The following is a 19,117-nucleotide window of genomic DNA, read 5'->3' as shown; positions in this document are numbered from 1 at the left end:
CCTCGCCTTTCACTTCAGTTGAAAGCGGATGATGAAGAAACCCTGAGGTTCGATCGAAGCAGCCAGCCCGGTCAATTCTCTGCCAGCGCTTTCCCCGCTTTCAACCCATCCGCCATATTCGCTACTGAATGTATGCACTTTATAGGTGCGATTATCTTCGATCAATCCGCCGAGCTCGAACGGGACGATGAGCGTGCGCGATGAATTATTGCCAATAAAAACATATAACTGTCCATCTTGAGCGAAAGCGATCACGGTCGCCAGATCGCTCCAGACTTCCACTCCGTCAGAAACATCCTGACCGCAAACGGTCACGTCTCTTTGCGATGCGAGTGGCTCCGTCGCATATATGCGTTGCGTGTTACCTTCGCGCACGATGACGAAGCTTATCGCGCGCCCGCAATAGGGGAGGTTGCGAAGCGCCAACCATTTCCAATCAGGCGGCAAGCGCGGTTCAATCTGCAACTGGCCACCTTCAATATTGACGCCAGCCAATCCCTCGAGCGCCGCCCAAAGGTAACGCGGTGGCTCCCACGGCGACAGCCGCATCCCACGATTGACAAGACTTTCCCCATCGAACCATTCGCTGAATTGGCCCGGCACGGTGTTATTCTTGCGCGGATCGCTAAGGTAAGCACGGTAACCGTCGTGTAATCCACGGATCATCGCTTCGGGATGGTACTTCGCCGCAGCGAATGCATACCAGAAGACGACGCCGGGCCAGACGCCGCCGAGAAGACCGACATGCTTTGATGGATCGTAGTACGGGCTATGGCGCGAGACCGTGCGCAAGCCCGCTTCGGTCCAAAAATCGCTCCCGTTCAAACGCGAGATGATGCGAAAAGCGACCGCTTCCGGCGCGACTTTAAACATAACAGGGGAAACCTCGTCGCTCGTCACATCCGTGTGACGATTGCCGTCAGCGTCTATATTGAGGTAGTACATGCCGTTGTCTGGGTTGATCAAATGCTCGTTGATGGCCCTTTTCAACTCTTCAGCTTTCTGGTCCAGCTCTGCGCTCAGTTCATCCCGCTCGATGGCGCGCGCCAAATGCGCCGCTTCGCGCAGCGCGCCGTAACAGAGCGAGTTAAGTTCAGTCACCGCGCCGTTTATTGAATAATCCGGGATGACGTTGCGCCATGAAGCGATCCCCCAGACGTTTTCGCCGCGCGCTGTACAGAAGATCAGCCCTCGGCTATCGCGCTGCGAGAGGATGTATCTGATCGCCATCTCGACCGTCGGGAAGATCTCCCGCAGGAAATCTAGATCGCCAGTCGCGTGATAGTGGTGCCCGACGGCGAGCACGAAGAGCGGCGTATCATCATTGATATTCAATCCATAATCCTCGATGCGCCCGTCGATGGCGTTAAAGAATTCGGCGAGCTTCCCCGTCGGATAGCGCATACGCGCGGCGACACGCAACATATCGCGACTGAAAGATGGGTCCAGCCAATCGCAACCATAAACGAACCAAGCGAGATCGCGGATGACAACGTTCGATGAGACGCCCGGCTCATTCGTGAAAGCGCGCGCGACCGGATAGTCGCCCATCACGCGCAACATGTTCGCTTTAGCCCACTGCACGCCCTGATTGATGATCGGATCGGGCGTCGCCAATTGTGAGATCGAAAGCTTAGCGCGATAATGCTCGAGCGTTTCCTGAAATGCGCGCCGAAAGTCGCGCGCGGCGGCGAACGTCTCACGGGCCAGCGCCTCACCCTCTGGCGAAAAGACAAGAATGACGGCTAGCTCCTCCTCTTCGCCCGGAGCGACTTCCAGATCAACTTGAACGACGCCGAAGATGGTGCCACGCGCCGAAAGATCGTTGGTTAGCGGCAAGACGTTCACTGGATCATAGGCGCGGTTCACGTCGTGTGTTGTCATATATGCCGTGGCCGGAAGATTGAAACCGAAGATCCGCACCCAATCAGGTTCGCTCTCGTTCCGAGCGAGCAACGCCCCAAGCGAATCATCGAACTTACCTACAATGTCGCCTGCTGTCCCACCTCGAAGATTGGCATAGGCAAAGACTCGAACTGAGCGCGCACGGACCGTTTTGTTGCGCACGGTGATCAGCTGATAGACGGCCACCGGATCTGTCTGCGGCGTGTGCGGGACGAAGAGCGTCTCGCTTACCTCAAGCCCGCCGACCAATTCAAAGGTTTTCCTTTGGTAAGCTGGATGTAGGCGGAATCGCCCGTGCCTTGTTTCCTCCAACTGCACGCGCGTCTCCGGACCACAGAAAGGAACTTGTGCCTGGTGTGTGCCAGCTACCGAGTCGGAGCGATGCCTTACTCCATGTTGTGCTGTGCTGTAACGAATATTCACCGCACCGGCGACGGCGCGACCTATATCTAGGCTGAATAATTGTTCGATCGCTCCGGTCGCTTTAGAAGTGACCCAACACTTGTCATTGCCGAGGCTCGAGCCGGCCCCTAAATCTTGCTCCGATAATTCGTAAACGAAGATCTGTTCTCTGCCGCGCTCCCCTTCACGAACCGCCTTCACGCGAGCTGCCGTATTAACACGCGATCCCTCCATGTCTCCTCCTTGCAAGAGGCAGCTCCCGACAGAGGCGAATACCAGGCAAGATGCGAGTATTCTAGCGGAATGAGGATAAGCCCTCAAACCGTGCGCGTTGGGATAGATCTTCTGCTGATCGTGATTCTGCATGCGGCCAGCACACAGACGGCGGGGTCCATCCGCGCCATCGAACAACCCCGTCCCTCATCAGCCACACACTTGATCTTACTCGATCGACAGGTGACTTGGACGGCTCGAGGGCAGACAAAAGTCGCGCGTATCTCAGGCGACGACCATCGCTCAATGTTCTCTTCGATTCGAATGGGGCTTTGCTTCGCCCTATAACGGGCGAAGCGTGCGGAGGTGAGGATAATTAGCGCGCAATCGCAGACGTGTGATCATCCGCGACTAGGGCCGATGCGCGGAAGCCATCGACTCGTCCATTGCCACTGAATGACGCGCGTCACATCCGTTCGATCGCGCCAAGACTTTCCGCCACACAACCAAGGGTAGAGCCCTTCATTTGCCACGCGCGCCTTTACTCTTTAGCTAGACTTGGTTTAGCATTGACGCCTTTAAAACCCATTGCGCTTGATCAAAGACACTCGCGACATAATCTTCATGATCAGCGGTCGAGATATAATCTACATCTCCAGCATCGAATGGGATTTCGTTTGGCAAGGGCATCAAGAGATAGCAATCCGTTTCGCACGCGCCGGAAATCGTGTCCTATACATCGAGAACACCGGCGTGCGCTCACCAAGATTGAGCGATTCGCGCCGTGTGATCAATCGCCTAGGCAAGTGGATAGAATCGCTCGAATCTGGCGGAGTGCGCTCTATCGAAGATAACCTCCATGTATGTTCACCCCTCGTTCTTCCACCTTTCGGTCCAAGCTGGCGACAACAGATCAATCGCCACCTGCTTCTACCGCTGATCAAAAGGGCGGCGCGTAAACTCGGCATGCGCGATCCATTGATCTGGACCTATCTGCCGACCGATACAGCGTTGAACCTAGTACGCATGCTGCGCACGCCACAGAGCCGCGTCATCTATTACTGCATCGCCGACTTTTCGCAGCTTACCCCATATCGCGCACAACTGCGCGAAAGCGAGCGCGCTCTTATCGAAACGAGCGATATAGTTTTCGCGCAGAACAACCAACTCGCCAAACACTGCATGCAGTATAACAGCAACGTGCATATCTTCCCTTTCGGCGTCAACTTGCAAGCTTTCCCGTTCGAACGCGAAGAGAACGGCCATGCCCTCGGCGATGACGCGGTTCGGCGGCTACAGTCGCTGCCCCGTCCGATCATCGGCTATGTCGGAGGCTTACACCGACACGTTGACTTCGATCTGGTAGTTCAAATGGCACGCGCGCGCGCCCATTGGTCGTGGCTCTTCATCGGTCCCAAACAGACTGACCTCAGAGAATTGTCGGCGCTTCCCAATGTCCACATCTTCGGGCAGCTTCCTCATGAGCGGCTCGTCTTCTACATACGCGAGTTCGACGTATGCATCGTCCCGTACATTCAAAACTCCTATACAGAGACAGTTCTCCCCACCAAAATCAACGAGTACCTCGCCGTCGGCAAGCCAGTGGTCTCGACCGAACTGCCGAGCGTCCGCGAATTCAACGATAGGCATAAAATCCTTACACTTACGCCAGCCACGCCCGAGGCTTTCCTGCGAGCCATCGAAGAAGCTTTGCAGGCGCCTGACGATGCGACGGCGCGCTCTCGACGCCGCGCCGTTGCCGCGCTGGCCGATTGGTCTTCGAGATTGGAGAAGATGTGCGCAATCATCGAACGTCACCTCGCCGCCGGGAGTGATGCTTTCCACGCGAGATGAAGAGAACAGCACGCACGCAAGCGACGAGTTGTGGGGCAGACGCTCGAGCGGTCGAAATCGACCGCAACATGATCCTTGGCAGCAGCATCACCATCGGCGCGCAGATCGGCAAATCAGCGGTTTACTTGATCTCAACCGTCGCACTGGCCCGCGCGCTCGCCCCAGAAGATTTCGGCCTGTTCGCCATCGTCACGGCGTTCACGAATTTTCTGCTCCTCTTCAAAGATTTGGGGCTTTCCGCCGCCACCATACAACGCGAAGAGATAGATCAAGCGCAAATCAGCGCCCTATTCTGGATCAATGCCATCAGCGGCGCGCTTTTAATGCTCCTCGTCGCGCTATGCGCTCCGATCCTAGCAAAGCTGTACTCCGATGCCAGACTCTGTCCAGTGACGCTCGCACTATCGGTTAATCTCTTCCTCAGCAGCCTCACGGTCCAACATCAAGCGCTGCTCAAACGCCAGATGCGCTTCCTCACTCTGGCGATGATCGATCTGCTGCCTCTTGCGGCGGGAACCGCGATAGCGATCGTCGCCGCCCTTCAGGGTCTCAGGTACTGGGCGCTTGTCGCGATGAGTCTAACATCGAGCGCCAGCGCCGTGCTCGTAACGTGGATCGCCTGTCGTTGGCGACCGTCGCTTCGCCCCCCACAGACGCCCGTGCGAGAGATGATTCGCTTTGGCGGCTATCTCACGGGATCCAACATCATCAACTACTTCTCGCGCAACGCCGATAATATGCTCATCGGTTGGTACTGGGGCGCGCAACAGCTCGGCTTTTACGATCGCGCATACCAACTCATGTTCCTTCCAATCTATCTAATCAACACGCCGCTCAGCTTTGTCGCCATCCCGCTGCTCAGTCGTCTTCGAAAAACGCCCGAAAGCTATGAAGAAGCTTACCTGAAGCTTCTTCGACTTACCTCGCTGCTCGCCATGCCGCTGGTCATCTTTCTGCTTGTGACTGCAGACTGGACTATAAGTTTGCTTCTCGGCCCTCAATGGGGTGAGACCAGCCGTATCTTCCGATGGCTTGGTCTCGCCGCCTTGGTTCAACCATTAGCCAACACCACCGGTTGGCTCTTCATCTCGCAAGGGCGCACACGAGAGTTGATGTGGTGGAATCTCGCTTCTAGCGCGATCAGCTTGCTATCCATCATCGCCGGTCTACCTTGGGGGCCCCTCGGGGTCGCCATCTCATATTCTCTATCCTATCTCATGTTAAATGCACCGCTGCTGCTTTGCTTCATTCAACGGATTGCCATATTCGACAGCAAGAAACTCCCCCGCGGGCTGCTTTTAGCGTGTGGTCAGAGCTTCGCCCTGCTTGTCGCCCTAATTACGCTCAGATATTCGCTGCCGGGACTGAGCAAAACAAGCGCTTGGCTGCTAGCATTATCGCTCACGCTGAGCAGCGTACTATACTTTTTGCTCCGGGCGAGATACATAGCTGCGCTTTCCCGTTAGTTTCGGAGGGAAGCTATCCGAGATAATGTCCATTTGCCTTGTCAAGCACGGTCCGATCACAGAAACATTTATTCGTGCGCACGCCGAACGCTTGCCCGCCACGATAGTGCAAGATTGGCCCCCTGTGATCGGCGAAAAGAGCCATCCCTATCTCGCTTTCTCTCGACGCTTGATCGGGCGGGTGGATCGTATGTTGCGCAACCGCAGTTACCAAGAGCAGGCCACACAACTTTACCTCCGAGTTCTAAAAAGACTATCCCCGGAGGCCGTTCTCGCCGAATACGGCACAACCGGCGCCCTGATCATGGACGCTTGTCGACAGCTCAATATCCCATTGATCGTCCACTTCCACGGTTACGACGCGAGCGATCGCCGCGTGCTCGATAGTTACAGGACACGTTATGCGGCGTTATGGAAGTATGCCGAGGCCATCATCGCCGTCTCGCATGAGATGCGTGAACGCTTGATCTCTCTGGGCGCAGATCGAAAGAAAGTCATCTACAACCCTTACGGGGTAGATTGCGCTGAGTTCTCTGGAGCCAATCCTCAGACCGCCCCACCAACCCTACTCCATGTCGGACGTTTCGTTGAAAAGAAAGCTCCGCACCTGACGCTGCGCGCTTTCACGCTGGCGCACAAAGCTTATCCGCAGGCCCATCTGCGTATGATAGGCGATGGTCCGCTACTGAGCGAGTGCCGCAAACTGGCCAGTGACCTCAAGATCGCGCACGCCGTCACATTCTTAGGTCACCAACCGCCATCCGTCGTCCAAGCCGAGATGCGACGAGCGCGCGCGTTCGTCCAACATTCCGTCCGCGCGCGCTCTGGAGATTCAGAGGGCACGCCCGTGGCGATCCTTGAAGCGAGCGCGAGCGGGCTGCCGATCATTTCGACGCGCCATGCTGGAATCCCGGAAATAGTCGTCGAAGGACAGACTGGCTATCTCGTCGACGAAGGGGATGTAACCGCGATGGCCGCGCACATGGTTCGTCTGCTCGAAGATCCAGGTCTAGCCCAGGCGCTCGGGCGAGCGGCGCGGCGGCGCGCCATCGAGTTCTATTCCATCGCACGAAGCATCGAACGGCTTCGAGAGATCATCGCCGATGCGTCAAGAAGAAGTCTGTAAGATGATCTCGTTGATCATCACCGCGTTGGCGGTGAATCATTACGGTTTTCGGTTCAATAGCTGACGATCATGCCGCAACCATTGGTTTCCGTCGTGATGCCAGTTCGCAATCGCGCCCGATGGGTGCGCCGTGCCATCGAAAGCGTCTTCGCCCAAACTTACGAGAAACTAGAGCTGCTAGTTGTGGATGACGGTTCAACCGATGAAACGCCCGCGGTCCTACGAAGCTATGCCGACTCGCTGTCCATCTTCACGCTCCCCCACGTCGGCCCATACCGCGCGCGCAACTATGCGATAGAGCGAGCGCGCGGCGATCTGATAGCATTCATCGACTCGGATGATCTATGGTTCCCCGATAAACTTGAACGACAGATCCCGCTCTTCGAACGTCGCGGGATCGGGCTCGTCTTCGGCGATGCTGTCCTCGTAGATCATTCCGCGTCGCCTCCGGTTGAACTCGCGACGACCTTCTTCGACAACGCACCGCCGAGCCGCGGTCAAGTCGCCGCCAGATTTGCCTATAGCAACTTCGTCCCCCTCTCCTCAGTCATCGTGCGTCGCTCCTGTTTCGAAGATGTGGGGGGATTCGCGCCGACGCTCAGCGCCGATCACGTCAAGTGGTTCGAAATCGCTCTGCGCTACGAACTGGATTACGTCCCGACTCCGGTTTTTGCATACGCTCTTCATGCCGACGGCATCAGCCGCGACATCTGCGCGTCGCTTCGCGCGCGGATCGAAGCGTTCGCCGAAATCCTTACGCAAGCCGACGGCGAAACCGCGCGATTGATTAAACACATCTTATTTAACCTCAGATTACAACTGGCTCTCGCCGAACTCCGTCGGGGGAAGCTCCCTCGAACCGGATACTCCGCCAATCCATCGGACAACCCACCTTTTGCGGATCGGGTTTTGTGGCTGCTGTCCTTTAGCGGATACCAAGCGAGCCTTCGCCTGAGACGAAAGGTTCGGCAGATCGCCCGGGCCTTATAGCGCTCGCCAGCCATCCGCACCAAACCGCTCGCTCCTATGGCGAGCGCATCTTGAATTGCTCGATCGGTTGTTCTATGCTCACCGGGTGAGTACGCGAGACGATGGAAGACGATCGAAGCCTTGCGCGCTTTTCGCTCATCTTCCCTCGCACTGAGCATTCAATCGAAGTCTTTGGGATTTATGAGAAGAGTTTTAACGATCGGCTTCACCTTGATTCTCATCGCCACCAGCGCGCTCGCTCAAGAGAAGGGCGTCGATACGCAGAATGAGCGCATCCGCGATGTCGGCGCGGAACGGGGAACCAACGGAGCGAAGACCAATGTCGGAACGGGTCGCGGCATCGACTTCGGCAAAGGGCGCACGCCAGCGACCGTTGAATTACCTAACCCATATCGCTTCACGGCTCGCCGCGATGCCGTCATCGAGGCGTTGAAAGAGGTCTTGCGCGAACGCAAACTCACGCTCGATACGGCAGCTTCCAAACCCGATGAGGGGATCTTCATCACGCAGCCTTACACGTTCGCTAAAGGGACGATCGTCGCCACTTCAGAACTGAGCCGCTATGCCGAAGCTTCAGATCTACCCGGCACAGGATGGACGCGCGGACGCTACACGCTCATCATCGAAGTCCAACCCGTTGACGGGACGACCACCAATGTAGCCGTCAACGCGCGCGTCGAAGGGCGCACCGATGGCATCTCCGGCACGGAATGGGTGACGCTGCGAAGCACAGGGGCCGCCGAACAAGAGATGCTTCGCGCTCTCGTCGAAAAGCTAACCGGCTCGACGGCGGAAGGGGTGACTGTGCCCTGAAATCAAGAGGCGTTCCTCTCTGAATATCGGTCCAAATGCGGCAGAGACTCATCGCTTTCATCATCGCCTCATTCACAACGCTTGCGCTGCTCAGCCTCTACCTCTACCTACAGCATCGCAACCAACTGCGCTGGACCAAAGCGCGCGAAGCTCCCAGACCGCCAGTTCTAGCCCACATCTACGCCGATGAGCCGGTGTTGCGCGGCGGCCAAGCCGTCATCAGCGGTACGGTGGTCAACGCATCGAACTCGAGATTAGAGAACGTGCAAGTCGAAGTTGAACTCATCCCGCGCATCGAAGGCACCATCGAGACGCACACGATCCGCCTAACTCCCGACTCGCTCGCGCCTGGGGAGAAGGGGCGCTATGTCCTCTCCGTGCCGCCGAACCGTTGGAGTTTGGCGCGCCCGGTCAAACTTCGCGCCGGAGAAGATGGGCGTGAGATCGCCTTCGAGGCGAGCCTCGGCGAACGTCGCCCACCAGATCCGCCGCATCTGCAGACAAACGACGCGCGCCCTCGCTCGCCTAGCGGATTCATCAACACGCCCGATAACCCGGTCAATATCCCATGAGCCTATCCTAAAAGCGATCCTAAAGTAGTTCTTGAAGAGTCGTCGCGCCGACAGGATCTCAAGTCGGATCCGAGCCGCGTCGGACGCGCTATGCTTTCAACCTTTCGAAACGACGAAACTCGACCGCCCCTAATAGAGATCAAAGGCAGTCTTCACCGCTCCAGACTTTCGAAACGACGAAAGTTGACCGCCCCCTTGTACCTCCATCTACTTTTTCGCTACACTCGATGATGGATTATGGGCTATGGATTAGCTGTTCTAGGTCTCCTCCTCGTCCTGAGCGGCGCGCCGGCGCCTGCCCAAACGCGCGCGCAGACGCAAGAGTCAAACGACGCCGCAGAGCAAGAGTTGCGTCTTCCGCCGATCGGATCGCCAGCCGCCGAAGCGATGGCGCGTTATGCCATCGAACGCGAGAAGAAAGAGTATCGAGAGAACATTGAGCGTGCCCAAGAGGTCGCCCGCTTGAGCGCCGAGCTACAGAAGGCCTTCGAGCAACGTCATGGCCTTTTCCCTGACGATCTCCGCAAACTGGAGCGCATCGAGAAGCTCGCGCGCCGCATACGCAGCGAAGCTGGCGGCTCCGATGGCGACGATGAGGGGAGCGATCTCCCGAAGAGCTTGGAACAGGCGGTGAGAAGGCTCGCCAATGTCGCCAAAGACTTGAGCGAGCGCGTCGAAAAGACACCACGACAAGTCATCTCGGCGAGCGTCATCGAAAAGAGCAACGAACTCATCGAGCTTGTACGTCTGATCCGTCGCCTCTCTTGAGAGATTACTTGAAGCGATGTCGCGATCCGCGATCAATTCGGGTAGAGTGAAACGTCGCTGGCGGTTCCCTGCCCCCCTTTGGCCGACCGCGCACCGTTGGCTGCTCTTCTTCACCCTCCCATTGGCGCTGTCCCCGTTAGCTCCGGCTCAGGATCAGGACGAGGAGACGATACGCATCAATTCCGATCTCGTCGTCCTCAACCTCACCGTCACAAACGTCAAGGGAGCCTACATACACGGGCTCAAACGGACGGACTTTCGCGTCTTCGAAGACGGCGTGGAGCAGAAGATCAGCAGCTTCAGCTTCGAAGAGACGCCCTTTGCGGCGGCGATCTTGATCGACACTTCGGGCAGCATGGAAGGCCGCGAAACGCTTGCGCGTTCTGCCGCTATCAGATTTCTCGATGGGCTGAGAGGCGATGATGCGGCGGCGGTTTATCGCTTCGATTCGGAGATCGAGCGGGTTCAAGATTTCTCATCAACGCGCGATCTAGCGCCCATCGTTTACAATCTGCGCGCGCATGGAATGACGGCGCTGAACGATGCCATCGTGCGCGCGGCGCAAGATTTGGCTCAGCGCCCAGAGAAGCGGCGTGCGATCATCATCCTGTCGGATGGGGCTGACACGCATAGCCGCGCTTCGGCTGAAGAAGCGCTCAACGCCGCGCTCGGAGCTCAAGCGACCATCTACGCGGTCGATATGGCCGCGCTCGATCGCCCTTCGCCCGAAAGGCAGATCGCAGCGGGAGCGCTCCGCAACTTCGCCAATAAAACCGGCGGGCGCTATATCTCGACACCCGGCGGACAAGCGTTGCGCGACGCTTTCGCCAGCATCGTCGAAGAACTCAGCAATCAATACACGCTCACCTATCAGCCGAGCAATCGCGCGCGCGATGGCCGTTGGCGGACGATTGAAGTCAAAGTCTCGCGCGCAGATGCGACGGTGCGCACGCGCCGCGGCTATCGCGTTCCCAAAAGCTGAACGAGATCTCCGGCATCCGCGGCCATGCTCATCGCTCCGTCCCCGCTGAACCGACTCTCTTCGGTGGAATGGTCCACAGATAGATCATGCGCCCGTTGACATCTATTGTCTTTTCCGGCTCCCAGTCGCCCATCGTGAAGGCGTGTGAGACGACGCGCGCGCCCGGTCTGAGCTCACGCCACAGTTTCGGGCGCAACCTCATGTTGACATCCGGCAACAGATAGAGCGTGACGACGGTCGCATCGTGAATATCCGTTTGGAAAAGATCCTGTTGAACGAACCTCACGCGATCGGCGACGCCCTCTTTACGCGCATTCTCGTTCGCCTCTCTAATGCGCTGCGGATCTATGTCCACGCCGACGCCGCGCGCCCCGTACTTTTTGGCCGCAGCGATGACGATCCGCCCATCGCCGCACCCCAGATCGTAAACCACATCATCTTTCGTCACCGCTGCCAACCGCAACATCGCATCGACGACTTCAGGCGGGGTCGGGACATATGGCACATCGAGATGCGGCGCCTGCTGGCCCAGACCGAGAGGCGGCCTTCGTTCAGGAAGCCTGAACTTCTGCTGGCCTTGCCCGGCGAAGATGATGCAGCAGAGGGCGACGAGACCACATAGCAATCCCACCCCACCTCTTACCCTTTCGATCAGATCGTGATTCCGACACCGACGCAGACTAGTCAAACCGGGACTTTCGATCAGATCGCGATTCCTCCTCATGATAGCCTCCTTTCATCCTTAACCTACGCGCGCCTTCGCGCGAGACCGAAGATCGGCAGACCGCAAGCTAGAACGGCGACGCCAGCTACGGCTCCGATTCCCGTATAACGCAGACTCGAATGCAACATATAGGCGGAAGAGGCGCAAAAGATGAGCGGCACGACCGGATAGAGGGGCACGGTGAAGGGGCGCTGCCGCTCCTTCTCCTTGACGCGCAGAACAAACAAAGCGACTCCCGTCAGAAGGAAGAAGAGCCAAAAGACCGGAGCCGTGTATTCGACGATGGTCGTGAAACCGTCGCGCGTCATCGCCCCGAAGACCACGAGCGCCAAAGCCACCGCACCTTGTGCTATCAGCGCATTGACCGGCGTTCCCGCCCGCTCATCCCATCGCCCCAAAAACCCGAACAAGCGATAATCGCGCCCAACCGCGTATGCGGCGCGTGCGCCGGTGATCACCGTCGCGTTCGCCGAGGTCAAAGCCGAAAGCGCGATGATCAAGCTGATCAAACGCCCACCGCCTTCGCCAACCGCGCGCCGCATCAGATCCGCGGCGACGACCTCTGACCGGACCATCCCGGCCAACCCGAGCGCACGCCAGTAGGCCAAATTCGCCAGCACATAAAGCGTTGTGATTAAACCGAGGCTGACGAAAAGCGCCCAAGCGATACGGCGCTCGCCTCTTATCTCTGCCGAAACGTATGCCGCCTCATTCCACCCGCCATAGGTGAGCAGCACGAAGACCATCGCGAGGCCAATCGAATGGCCGCCATTCTCAATCGTATCGACGGCATCAGTCCCATCCGCCATCGGCGCAACTAGGATCAATCCCGCCACGATGACTGATAACAACCCGCAAATTTCGATTGAGGTCAGCAGATTTTGCGCGCTCTTTCCCGGATCGATACCGGCCACGTTCAACATCGTCAACGCTAAGACGACCGCCCCCGCATAGATCGCCGCTGAGTGCGGACCGAGCCTCACAAGTTGCGAGGCGTAATCGCCGAAGACGAAAGCGAGGAAAGCGATCGATCCGGTCTGGATCACCGTCATGCGCGCCCAAACGAACAGGAACGAGACGCCGCGCCCAAAGGCGCGATGCAGATAGTGATAATCGCCGCCCGCATTCGGATAAGTGGTGGCTAACTCCGCATAGCAGAGCGCGCCGACAAAGGATAAAGCTCCGCCGATCATCCACAACGCTAACATTTCGACAATATCGCTCACGTTCGCGGCGATGAGCGACGGAGTCTTGAAGATCCCAGCGCCGACGACTATGCCGACGATGATCGCGACCACATCGAACGTGGATAGCGTCGCTTTTGGCACGCCCTCATCTTTTTCGATCGCTTCGCTGACCATCCGAGACCGCCTTGCCTCAAACGCGATCCGCTGATCCTCCCACGTCGCCATCGACCGTTAGACGATGCGGTCAGCGGCGGACTCTGGATTTACGGCGCGCAATAGCGCATTGATATAAGCGAAACGAGCCAGCGGCGGATTCATGTCTTCCGCTTCGGTGTTCATCAAACGGATTAAGCACTGACATTCGCGAAACGAGCCAGCGGCGGATTCCGCATTTTTTAAAGACTCCCCTCCTCTCGAAACGGTTACAAGAGAAGATTTTCATGGGATGCGCGTAAAAGGCCGGGCGGCTTCGCCTTCTCGCGCGTTTTTTCATGCGGCATCAGAGCGAGCATCGTATCAACTACACCATGGCCGGGCGACTTCGCCTTCTCGCGCGTTTTTCATGGAGAACTCTTTCCCCGTAAGAGATGGCGGACGAGACTGCCGATCCCTCGATCGCGCGTCGATGCAACACCGCAACGCTTTGTCGGCGATCGGGCAACTGCGGAGCGGCCCAAGCGTAAGCTGCAAGATAGATCGCCTCGTCTTCGGCGACGGGAGAGTCCGGCCCCGCATCAGACATCGGGCCCTTCGGGCGCTAACCAGCGCAAGGACTCTTTAAGCGCCGACTTTAACGTCAATGGTAAAGGTCGCCCGCCACACGAAGGATCTCATCTCAGCCGGCGCTTGAGTCGCCACGACGCTCCCGATCTCACACGCTGACCTGGCTCACGATAACGCCCTTTCATCCACGCTCCGTTTCAAATGAAGTGTCTTAATCTAATGAGCTAAGCTAGTTCGATTGCGCGCCTTGTCACGGTGGCGTTCGAGCGCCAATTCGATCAGACGATCGAGCAACTGCGGGAAATCGAGCCCGGAAGCCGCCCACATCTTCGGATATCCGGAAACATCAGTCAATCCGGGCATCGTGTTGATCTCGTTGATGAGGAGTTCGTCGGTATCGCGACGCAAGAAGAAATCGACGCGGGCCAACCCAGCCCCATCGATGGCGCGAAAGGCGCGACAGGCCATCTGTTGAATCTCCCTTACGAGCTCAGCCGCGACGGGTGCCGGCGTGACGAATTCGACGTGCCCCGTTTGCCCATATTTTTCCGTATAATCGAGGAACTCCGCGCGTCGATCCAAGACGACGTACTCGCCCGGCAGACTTGCTTGTGGATCTTCGTTCCCGAGCACTGCGCATTCGATCTCACGCACATCGAGCGCCTCTTCGACGACGATTTTGCGGTCATAAAGCGCAGCTTCGGTGAGCGCCGCTTCGAGCGAAGCTCGATCCGTCGCCCGCGTTACACCGACGGAAGAGCCCAAATTCGCCGGCTTAACAAAGCACGGGAAACCTATCTCATGCTCAATGCGCTTGATGACCTCGCTCGGCTTGGTCTCCCATTCGGCGCGCAGGAACCAAAGATAACGGCAGATCGGCAGACCGACAGCGCGGAAAAGCGACTTCATCGCCACTTTATCCATGCCGCAAGCCGAAGCGAGGACCCCGCAGCCGACATACGGGATATTGGCCATCTCGAGCAACCCTTGAATCGTCCCGTCTTCGCCATACGTTCCGTGAAGTACCGGGAAGACGACATCCAATCGCTCCACTCGCGTGCCATCTTCGCCAAGGTGGACGAGTCCCTGCCAATTCAGATCGCCGATGATCGTTACCGCATCGCGTTCAGGTGAAGAGTGAGGAGTCGAGGGGATCGAAGCGCTCGGTAACATGCGCCAAGATTCGGCGGGCGGAAGCCACCGTCCATCTTTGGCGATAGCGATCGGGATGACCTCGTAACGTTCGCCATCCAACGCTTGGATGACGGCCCGCGCCGACCGAAGCGAGACCTCGTGCTCGCCCGACCGACCGCCAAAGATGAGACCCACTCTCAGTTTGCCCAACTCCTTCTCCTTCGAGGCTTTTTCAGTACCAAGTTAAGCTATAACCTGAACTTTTGTCGGCGTTACGACTCTTAAACCGATGCTTCAAGTCTAGAGGATCGTCTTCCCCAAGGCCGAAAGGATCAGCTCCACGCCGAGTTCCGCCGTTTTGTTGTTGACATCAAGCACGGTATTGATCTCAACGACCTCGAGGGCTTGCATGCCACCGGCCTCGGCGATCTTCTCCATCGCCAGATGGGCCTCGCGGTAGGTCAAACCGCCGCGCACGACCGTTCCAGATCCGGGGGCATCGTTCGGATCGAGCACATCGACATCGAGCGTGACGTGATAGCCAGCGGGAGCTTGCGAAACGATCCGAAGCGCTTCATCCATGCAGGCGCTCATCCCGCGCTCATCTATCTCGCGCATGGTGAAGAAACGCACGCCCAATCGCCGGATCAATTCGCGCTCGCCGGGATCGACATCGCGCGCTCCGACATGCGCACAGTAGCGCGGATCGATCTTCGGCGCGTATCCGGCGACATGCGTCAACTCGCGCGCCCCGTAACCGAACAGAGCGGCAAGCGGCATCCCATGCACGTTGCCCGTCGGCGTCGTCTCCGGCGTGTTCATGTCGGCATGCGCGTCGAGCCAGATGAGGCCGAGCGGCTTATCCTGTTCGTGGAAGAAAGAAGCGACACCGGCCACGCTGCCCGCAGCGATCGAGTGATCGCCGCCGAGGATGATCGGGAATTGACCGGCGCGCAGAATGCTGCGCACTTCCGCCGCAACCTCTTCGCATACGGCGCTGATCTCGCGCAGATACTTCGCTCGATCATCGGCAGCGGCGACGTAATTCGGATGCTCGATACGAAGATCGCCCAGATCGAGCACCTCATAGCCCAAACCGCGAATACGTTGCTGCAAACGCGCCAGACGCAAAGCCGCCGGTCCGAGTTCGACCCCGGCCATGCTTCCGCCGAAATTGAGCGGCACGCCGAGAATGGCCACCCGCTTGTTCCGTTCCGTCGACATATCTTCGCTCAATCGCCAAAGTCGAAATCGAAGGCGCTTCCACGGCTTGAAGACTGCGAGGGGAAGAACGGCTTCAACAGCCCAGCGAGCGCGGCGAGATTGCGCGTTTGAATCAACAACTCTCCGGGACCGGTGAATTCCGCGACGATCCCCTCGCCGCTGACGAAACTGCGGAAGAAGCCCGCCGCGGCTTTGCGTAAGGTGTATTGCAACGTCGCTTCCCAAGCGACCAAATGGCCCGTATCGACAACGTATCGTTCGCCCGCAGCAAGCCGCTTGCGATGGATCGCTCCATAGGAGGAGACGAGCAGCAATCCCGTCCCCTGCACCTGCAAAACGAAAAGCCCTTCGCCGCTGAAAAAAGATTTCGCTCCGCCCCATCGCGTGTCGATAGCAAGCGCGGCGTCGCTCGCCAGATAAGAACTCGATTGGACCAAGAAGGTCTGGTTGCGCATTTCGATGGCGGCGATATCGCCCGGAGCGCCCGGCGCAAGCGCCACTTCGCCCGGCCCACCGCGAGCCGTAAAGGTCGAGATGAAAGCCGACTCGCCGACGACGGCGCGTTTGAGCGCGCCTAACAGCCCGCCCCTCATCTGCGATTGAAGCTCGACGTTGGCCGACATCGCAACCATCGCCCCGGCCTCGGTTAGGATGGACTGCTCGGGCTCTAAACGCACGATGGCCAGCGAGAAGGCCGGCTGGTGTAATATCTCATAACTGTAACCCAATCCGACGCCCTGCCCATCAGCATCGAGGCTGATCCCGCCGCTCGGCACCTTCGTCGTCACGGGCGCGCCGCAGGTGCCGCAAAAGGCGGCACCTTCAACCAATCCCGCGCCACACCGCAAGCAATTCATAAACCTCTCCTTGTAATGAGGATCGTTCTGTAGAAAGATTTACGTTTTAGGACCGGCAGATGTTCGCTCCGTTTCCCATCGCGTAGCTTTCATCGCCTTGATCATCAGCGATCCTTCAGCACGATAGCTCAGATAATCTTCGCGCGTGTCGAACCAACCGATCGGATAATCTTCCTCAAGCGGTGTCGGGTCATAAAGCCGCGCGTCTTCGATCTGCACGAACCCTGCCCGCGCAAACAGATCACGGTATTCGGCGCTGCTCAGCAGATGGACCGGGACGTTTAATCTTCTGGTCCACCCGTGAGTTGCGCGATTCTCATAGAAGAGATCGACCACGGCGATGAATCGCGCCCCGGGAGCGAGCACGCGACACACCTCTTTCAGCGCGGCGGCGATATCGGCGCAGTAGTAGAGCGCCTCCATCGAGAAAGCGTGTGTGAAGAACGCATTGGCAAAAGGCAAACGCTCGGCATTCGCCACACAGAAGAAGGCGTTCGTAAAACTCGCGCTGCGCTCACGGGCGCGCCGCGCCATCTCATCGGAGACGTCGAGCCCGATGGCGAATCCATCCGAAGCCCGTTCGGCCATCCAGCGCGTCGCCCATCCGGAGCCACACCCGAGATCGAGACAACGCGCTTTGCGCGCGACGTTCAATCGGGCCAGCGCTTGCAATCCGACGGGCAAGTGACCGCGTTCCATCCGTTCGGCGCTTCCGCCGCGCGCCCATTCGTTGAATTCAAGTCGCAACCTCTCCTCCACGAAGATCCTCCATCAAGGGCGCAAACGATAGAGCATGCGCGGAAATGGGATCGTCTCGCGCACGTGCTCGATCCCGCACAACCATGCGACACATCGTTCGATCCCCATCCCGAAACCGGCATGCGGGACGCTCCCATAACGGCGCAGGTCCAGATACCACTCAAACGCCTCGCGCGGAAGATTGTGCTCGCGGATCTGCTCTTCGAGGAACTCGAGCGAAGCGGCCCGCTCGCCGCCCCCGATGATCTCGCCGTACCCCTCGGGAGCGAGCACATCGACGCCCAAAGCGAGTTCGGGTCGTTCCGGATCGCGCGCCATGTAGAAAGCTTTGACGGCCGCCGGGAATCGGTGGACCATGACCGGTTTTTCGAACTGTTGCGAGAGATAGGTCTCATCGGGCGCGCCGAAATCTCCGCCCCACTCGAAGCGATCCTCGAGCGCCCCGCGCTCATGCCCCTCCTGCAATATGCGTACAGCCTCGTCGTAGTGGAGGCGCGGGAAAGGCGGCGCGATCCGCTCGAGCTTCGCGGTGTCGCGTTCCAAGAGCTTCAACTCTTCGCGCCTTTCATCGAGCACGCGCGCGACGATCGCCGTCAAGAAGCGCTCGCTCAGCTCCATCACATCATCGATCGTCGCATAGGCCATCTCCGGCTCGACCATCCAGAATTCGGTCAGATGACGGCGCGTCTTCGATTTTTCGGCGCGAAAAGTTGGACCGAAACAGTAGACGCGCCCGAACGCTGCCGCCGTCGCTTCGTTATAAAGCTGCCCCGATTGCGTAAGATAAGCCTTTTCGTCCTCGAAATAGTCAACCTCAAAGAGCGTCGTCGTCCCTTCGCAAGCCGCCGGAGTCAGGATCGGCGCGTCACACAGGATGAACCCCTCTTGATCTAGAAAGTCACGCACCGCCCGCACGACCGTATGGCGCACTTTGAGGATCGCGTGCTGCCGACGCGAACGAATCCACAAATGGCGATGGTCGAGCAAAAATTCGACGCCATGCTCCTTCGGCGTGATCGGATAACCGGTCGCCGCCTGCACGACCTCCGCGTCCGTCACTTCGATCTCATAACCGCCCGGCGCGCGCGCATCCTCGCGCACTTTGCCGCGCACGACGAGCGACGATTCCTGTCCGAGATGGTCGAGCGCCTCCCACACTTCAGGGGAGACCGCGCTTTTGAGGACGACGCATTGGACGATGCCCGTCCCGTCGCGCAACTGCGGGAAGAGGATCTTGCCGCTCGAGCGCGAATTGTAAAGCCAACCTTTGATTACAACCTCTTCGCCAACGTGGCGAGACAAGTCTTTGATGTAAACCTGTGGTTTGAAAGAGAGCAACGATCCCTTCATCCCTCACCTGCTCGCTGAAGTTTTCGGGCAGAGCGCCGGTCTGCGCCTCCGTGACCGGAGGTTGCCGA

Annotated in this window: 17 protein-coding genes; 8 read left to right on the top strand and 9 right to left on the bottom strand. The window is 58.3% G+C overall.

Going from position 1 to position 19,117, the window contains the following annotated elements; translation table 11 throughout:
* Positions 1-9: 9 nt before the first annotated feature.
* On the bottom strand, positions 10-2,541 hold the full coding sequence (locus PYK22_RS06750) for an MGH1-like glycoside hydrolase domain-containing protein (protein WP_041975338.1): 2,532 nt from the start codon (positions 2,539-2,541) through the stop codon (positions 10-12).
* Positions 2,542-3,144: 603 nt separating this feature from the next.
* On the opposite strand from PYK22_RS06750, the gene PYK22_RS06745 reads away from it, so the two are divergent.
* The 8 genes from PYK22_RS06745 (at position 3,145) to PYK22_RS06710 (ending at position 11,091) form a co-directional block, all read left to right on the top strand.
* A complete protein-coding gene (locus tag PYK22_RS06745) occupies positions 3,145-4,374 on the top strand; it encodes a glycosyltransferase (RefSeq protein WP_157770718.1) in 1,230 nt (409 codons plus the stop codon).
* Positions 4,371-5,840 carry a lipopolysaccharide biosynthesis protein gene (locus PYK22_RS06740; protein WP_083437669.1) on the top strand — a complete coding sequence of 490 codons (1,470 nt, stop codon included), beginning with the start codon at positions 4,371-4,373 and terminating at the stop codon, positions 5,838-5,840. The genes PYK22_RS06745 and PYK22_RS06740 overlap by 4 nt, the downstream gene beginning before the upstream one ends.
* Positions 5,841-5,865: 25 nt before the next feature.
* Positions 5,866-6,966, top strand: a complete 1,101-nt coding sequence (locus PYK22_RS06735; protein ID WP_041975335.1) for a glycosyltransferase — start codon at positions 5,866-5,868, stop codon at positions 6,964-6,966.
* Between the two features lie 69 nt (positions 6,967-7,035).
* Positions 7,036-7,956, top strand: a complete 921-nt coding sequence (locus PYK22_RS16530) for a glycosyltransferase family 2 protein (RefSeq protein WP_060635423.1) — start codon at positions 7,036-7,038, stop codon at positions 7,954-7,956.
* 180 nt (positions 7,957-8,136) lie between these two features.
* On the top strand, positions 8,137-8,769 hold the full coding sequence (locus PYK22_RS06725; protein ID WP_041975334.1) for a hypothetical protein: 633 nt from the start codon (positions 8,137-8,139) through the stop codon (positions 8,767-8,769).
* A 35-nt stretch (positions 8,770-8,804) separates the two neighbouring features.
* Positions 8,805-9,341, top strand: coding sequence for an FxLYD domain-containing protein (locus tag PYK22_RS06720; RefSeq protein WP_041975333.1), 537 nt, complete (start codon positions 8,805-8,807; stop codon positions 9,339-9,341).
* A gap of 237 nt (positions 9,342-9,578) precedes the next feature.
* Positions 9,579-10,109, top strand: coding sequence for a hypothetical protein (locus PYK22_RS06715; protein ID WP_041975332.1), 531 nt, complete (start codon positions 9,579-9,581; stop codon positions 10,107-10,109).
* A 16-nt stretch (positions 10,110-10,125) separates the two neighbouring features.
* Positions 10,126-11,091, top strand: coding sequence for a VWA domain-containing protein (locus tag PYK22_RS06710; protein WP_041975331.1), 966 nt, complete (start codon positions 10,126-10,128; stop codon positions 11,089-11,091).
* A gap of 28 nt (positions 11,092-11,119) precedes the next feature.
* On the opposite strand, the gene PYK22_RS06705 is transcribed toward PYK22_RS06710, so the two are convergent.
* The 8 genes from PYK22_RS06705 to asnS all read right to left on the bottom strand — a co-directional run bounded on the left by PYK22_RS06705 (position 11,120) and on the right by asnS (position 19,049).
* Complete coding sequence (locus PYK22_RS06705; RefSeq protein ID WP_083437668.1) at positions 11,120-11,815, bottom strand: SAM-dependent methyltransferase; 696 nt, start codon at positions 11,813-11,815, stop codon at positions 11,120-11,122.
* Positions 11,816-11,838: 23 nt separating this feature from the next.
* A complete protein-coding gene (locus tag PYK22_RS06700; RefSeq protein WP_041975330.1) occupies positions 11,839-13,176 on the bottom strand; it encodes an APC family permease in 1,338 nt (445 codons plus the stop codon).
* Between the two features lie 346 nt (positions 13,177-13,522).
* Positions 13,523-13,744: a hypothetical protein gene (locus tag PYK22_RS06695; RefSeq protein ID WP_041975329.1), complete on the bottom strand. Its 222-nt coding sequence runs from the start codon at positions 13,742-13,744 to the stop codon at positions 13,523-13,525.
* A gap of 197 nt (positions 13,745-13,941) precedes the next feature.
* A complete protein-coding gene (locus PYK22_RS06690; RefSeq protein ID WP_041975328.1) occupies positions 13,942-15,069 on the bottom strand; it encodes a D-alanine--D-alanine ligase family protein in 1,128 nt (375 codons plus the stop codon).
* 90 nt (positions 15,070-15,159) lie between these two features.
* Positions 15,160-16,083 carry an arginase gene (gene rocF / locus PYK22_RS06685; RefSeq protein ID WP_041975327.1) on the bottom strand — a complete coding sequence of 308 codons (924 nt, stop codon included), beginning with the start codon at positions 16,081-16,083 and terminating at the stop codon, positions 15,160-15,162.
* Positions 16,084-16,091: 8 nt separating this feature from the next.
* Positions 16,092-16,940 (bottom strand): TIGR00266 family protein, encoded by an 849-nt coding sequence (locus tag PYK22_RS06680; RefSeq protein ID WP_083437667.1) that lies wholly within the window; start codon positions 16,938-16,940, stop codon positions 16,092-16,094.
* Between the two features lie 39 nt (positions 16,941-16,979).
* Positions 16,980-17,699 carry a class I SAM-dependent methyltransferase gene (locus tag PYK22_RS06675; protein WP_060635422.1) on the bottom strand — a complete coding sequence of 240 codons (720 nt, stop codon included), beginning with the start codon at positions 17,697-17,699 and terminating at the stop codon, positions 16,980-16,982.
* A gap of 12 nt (positions 17,700-17,711) precedes the next feature.
* The gene (gene asnS, locus PYK22_RS06670) at positions 17,712-19,049 is read right to left on the bottom strand and encodes an asparagine--tRNA ligase (protein WP_041975326.1); all 1,338 of its coding nucleotides are present in this window, start codon (positions 19,047-19,049) and stop codon (positions 17,712-17,714) included.
* Positions 19,050-19,117: the final 68 nt, after the last annotated feature.

The sequence above is a fragment of the Pyrinomonas methylaliphatogenes genome, from assembly GCF_000820845.2.
Classification (GTDB): Bacteria; Acidobacteriota; Blastocatellia; order Pyrinomonadales; family Pyrinomonadaceae; genus Pyrinomonas; species Pyrinomonas methylaliphatogenes.
This window is presented reverse-complemented; position numbering and strand designations above follow the sequence as displayed.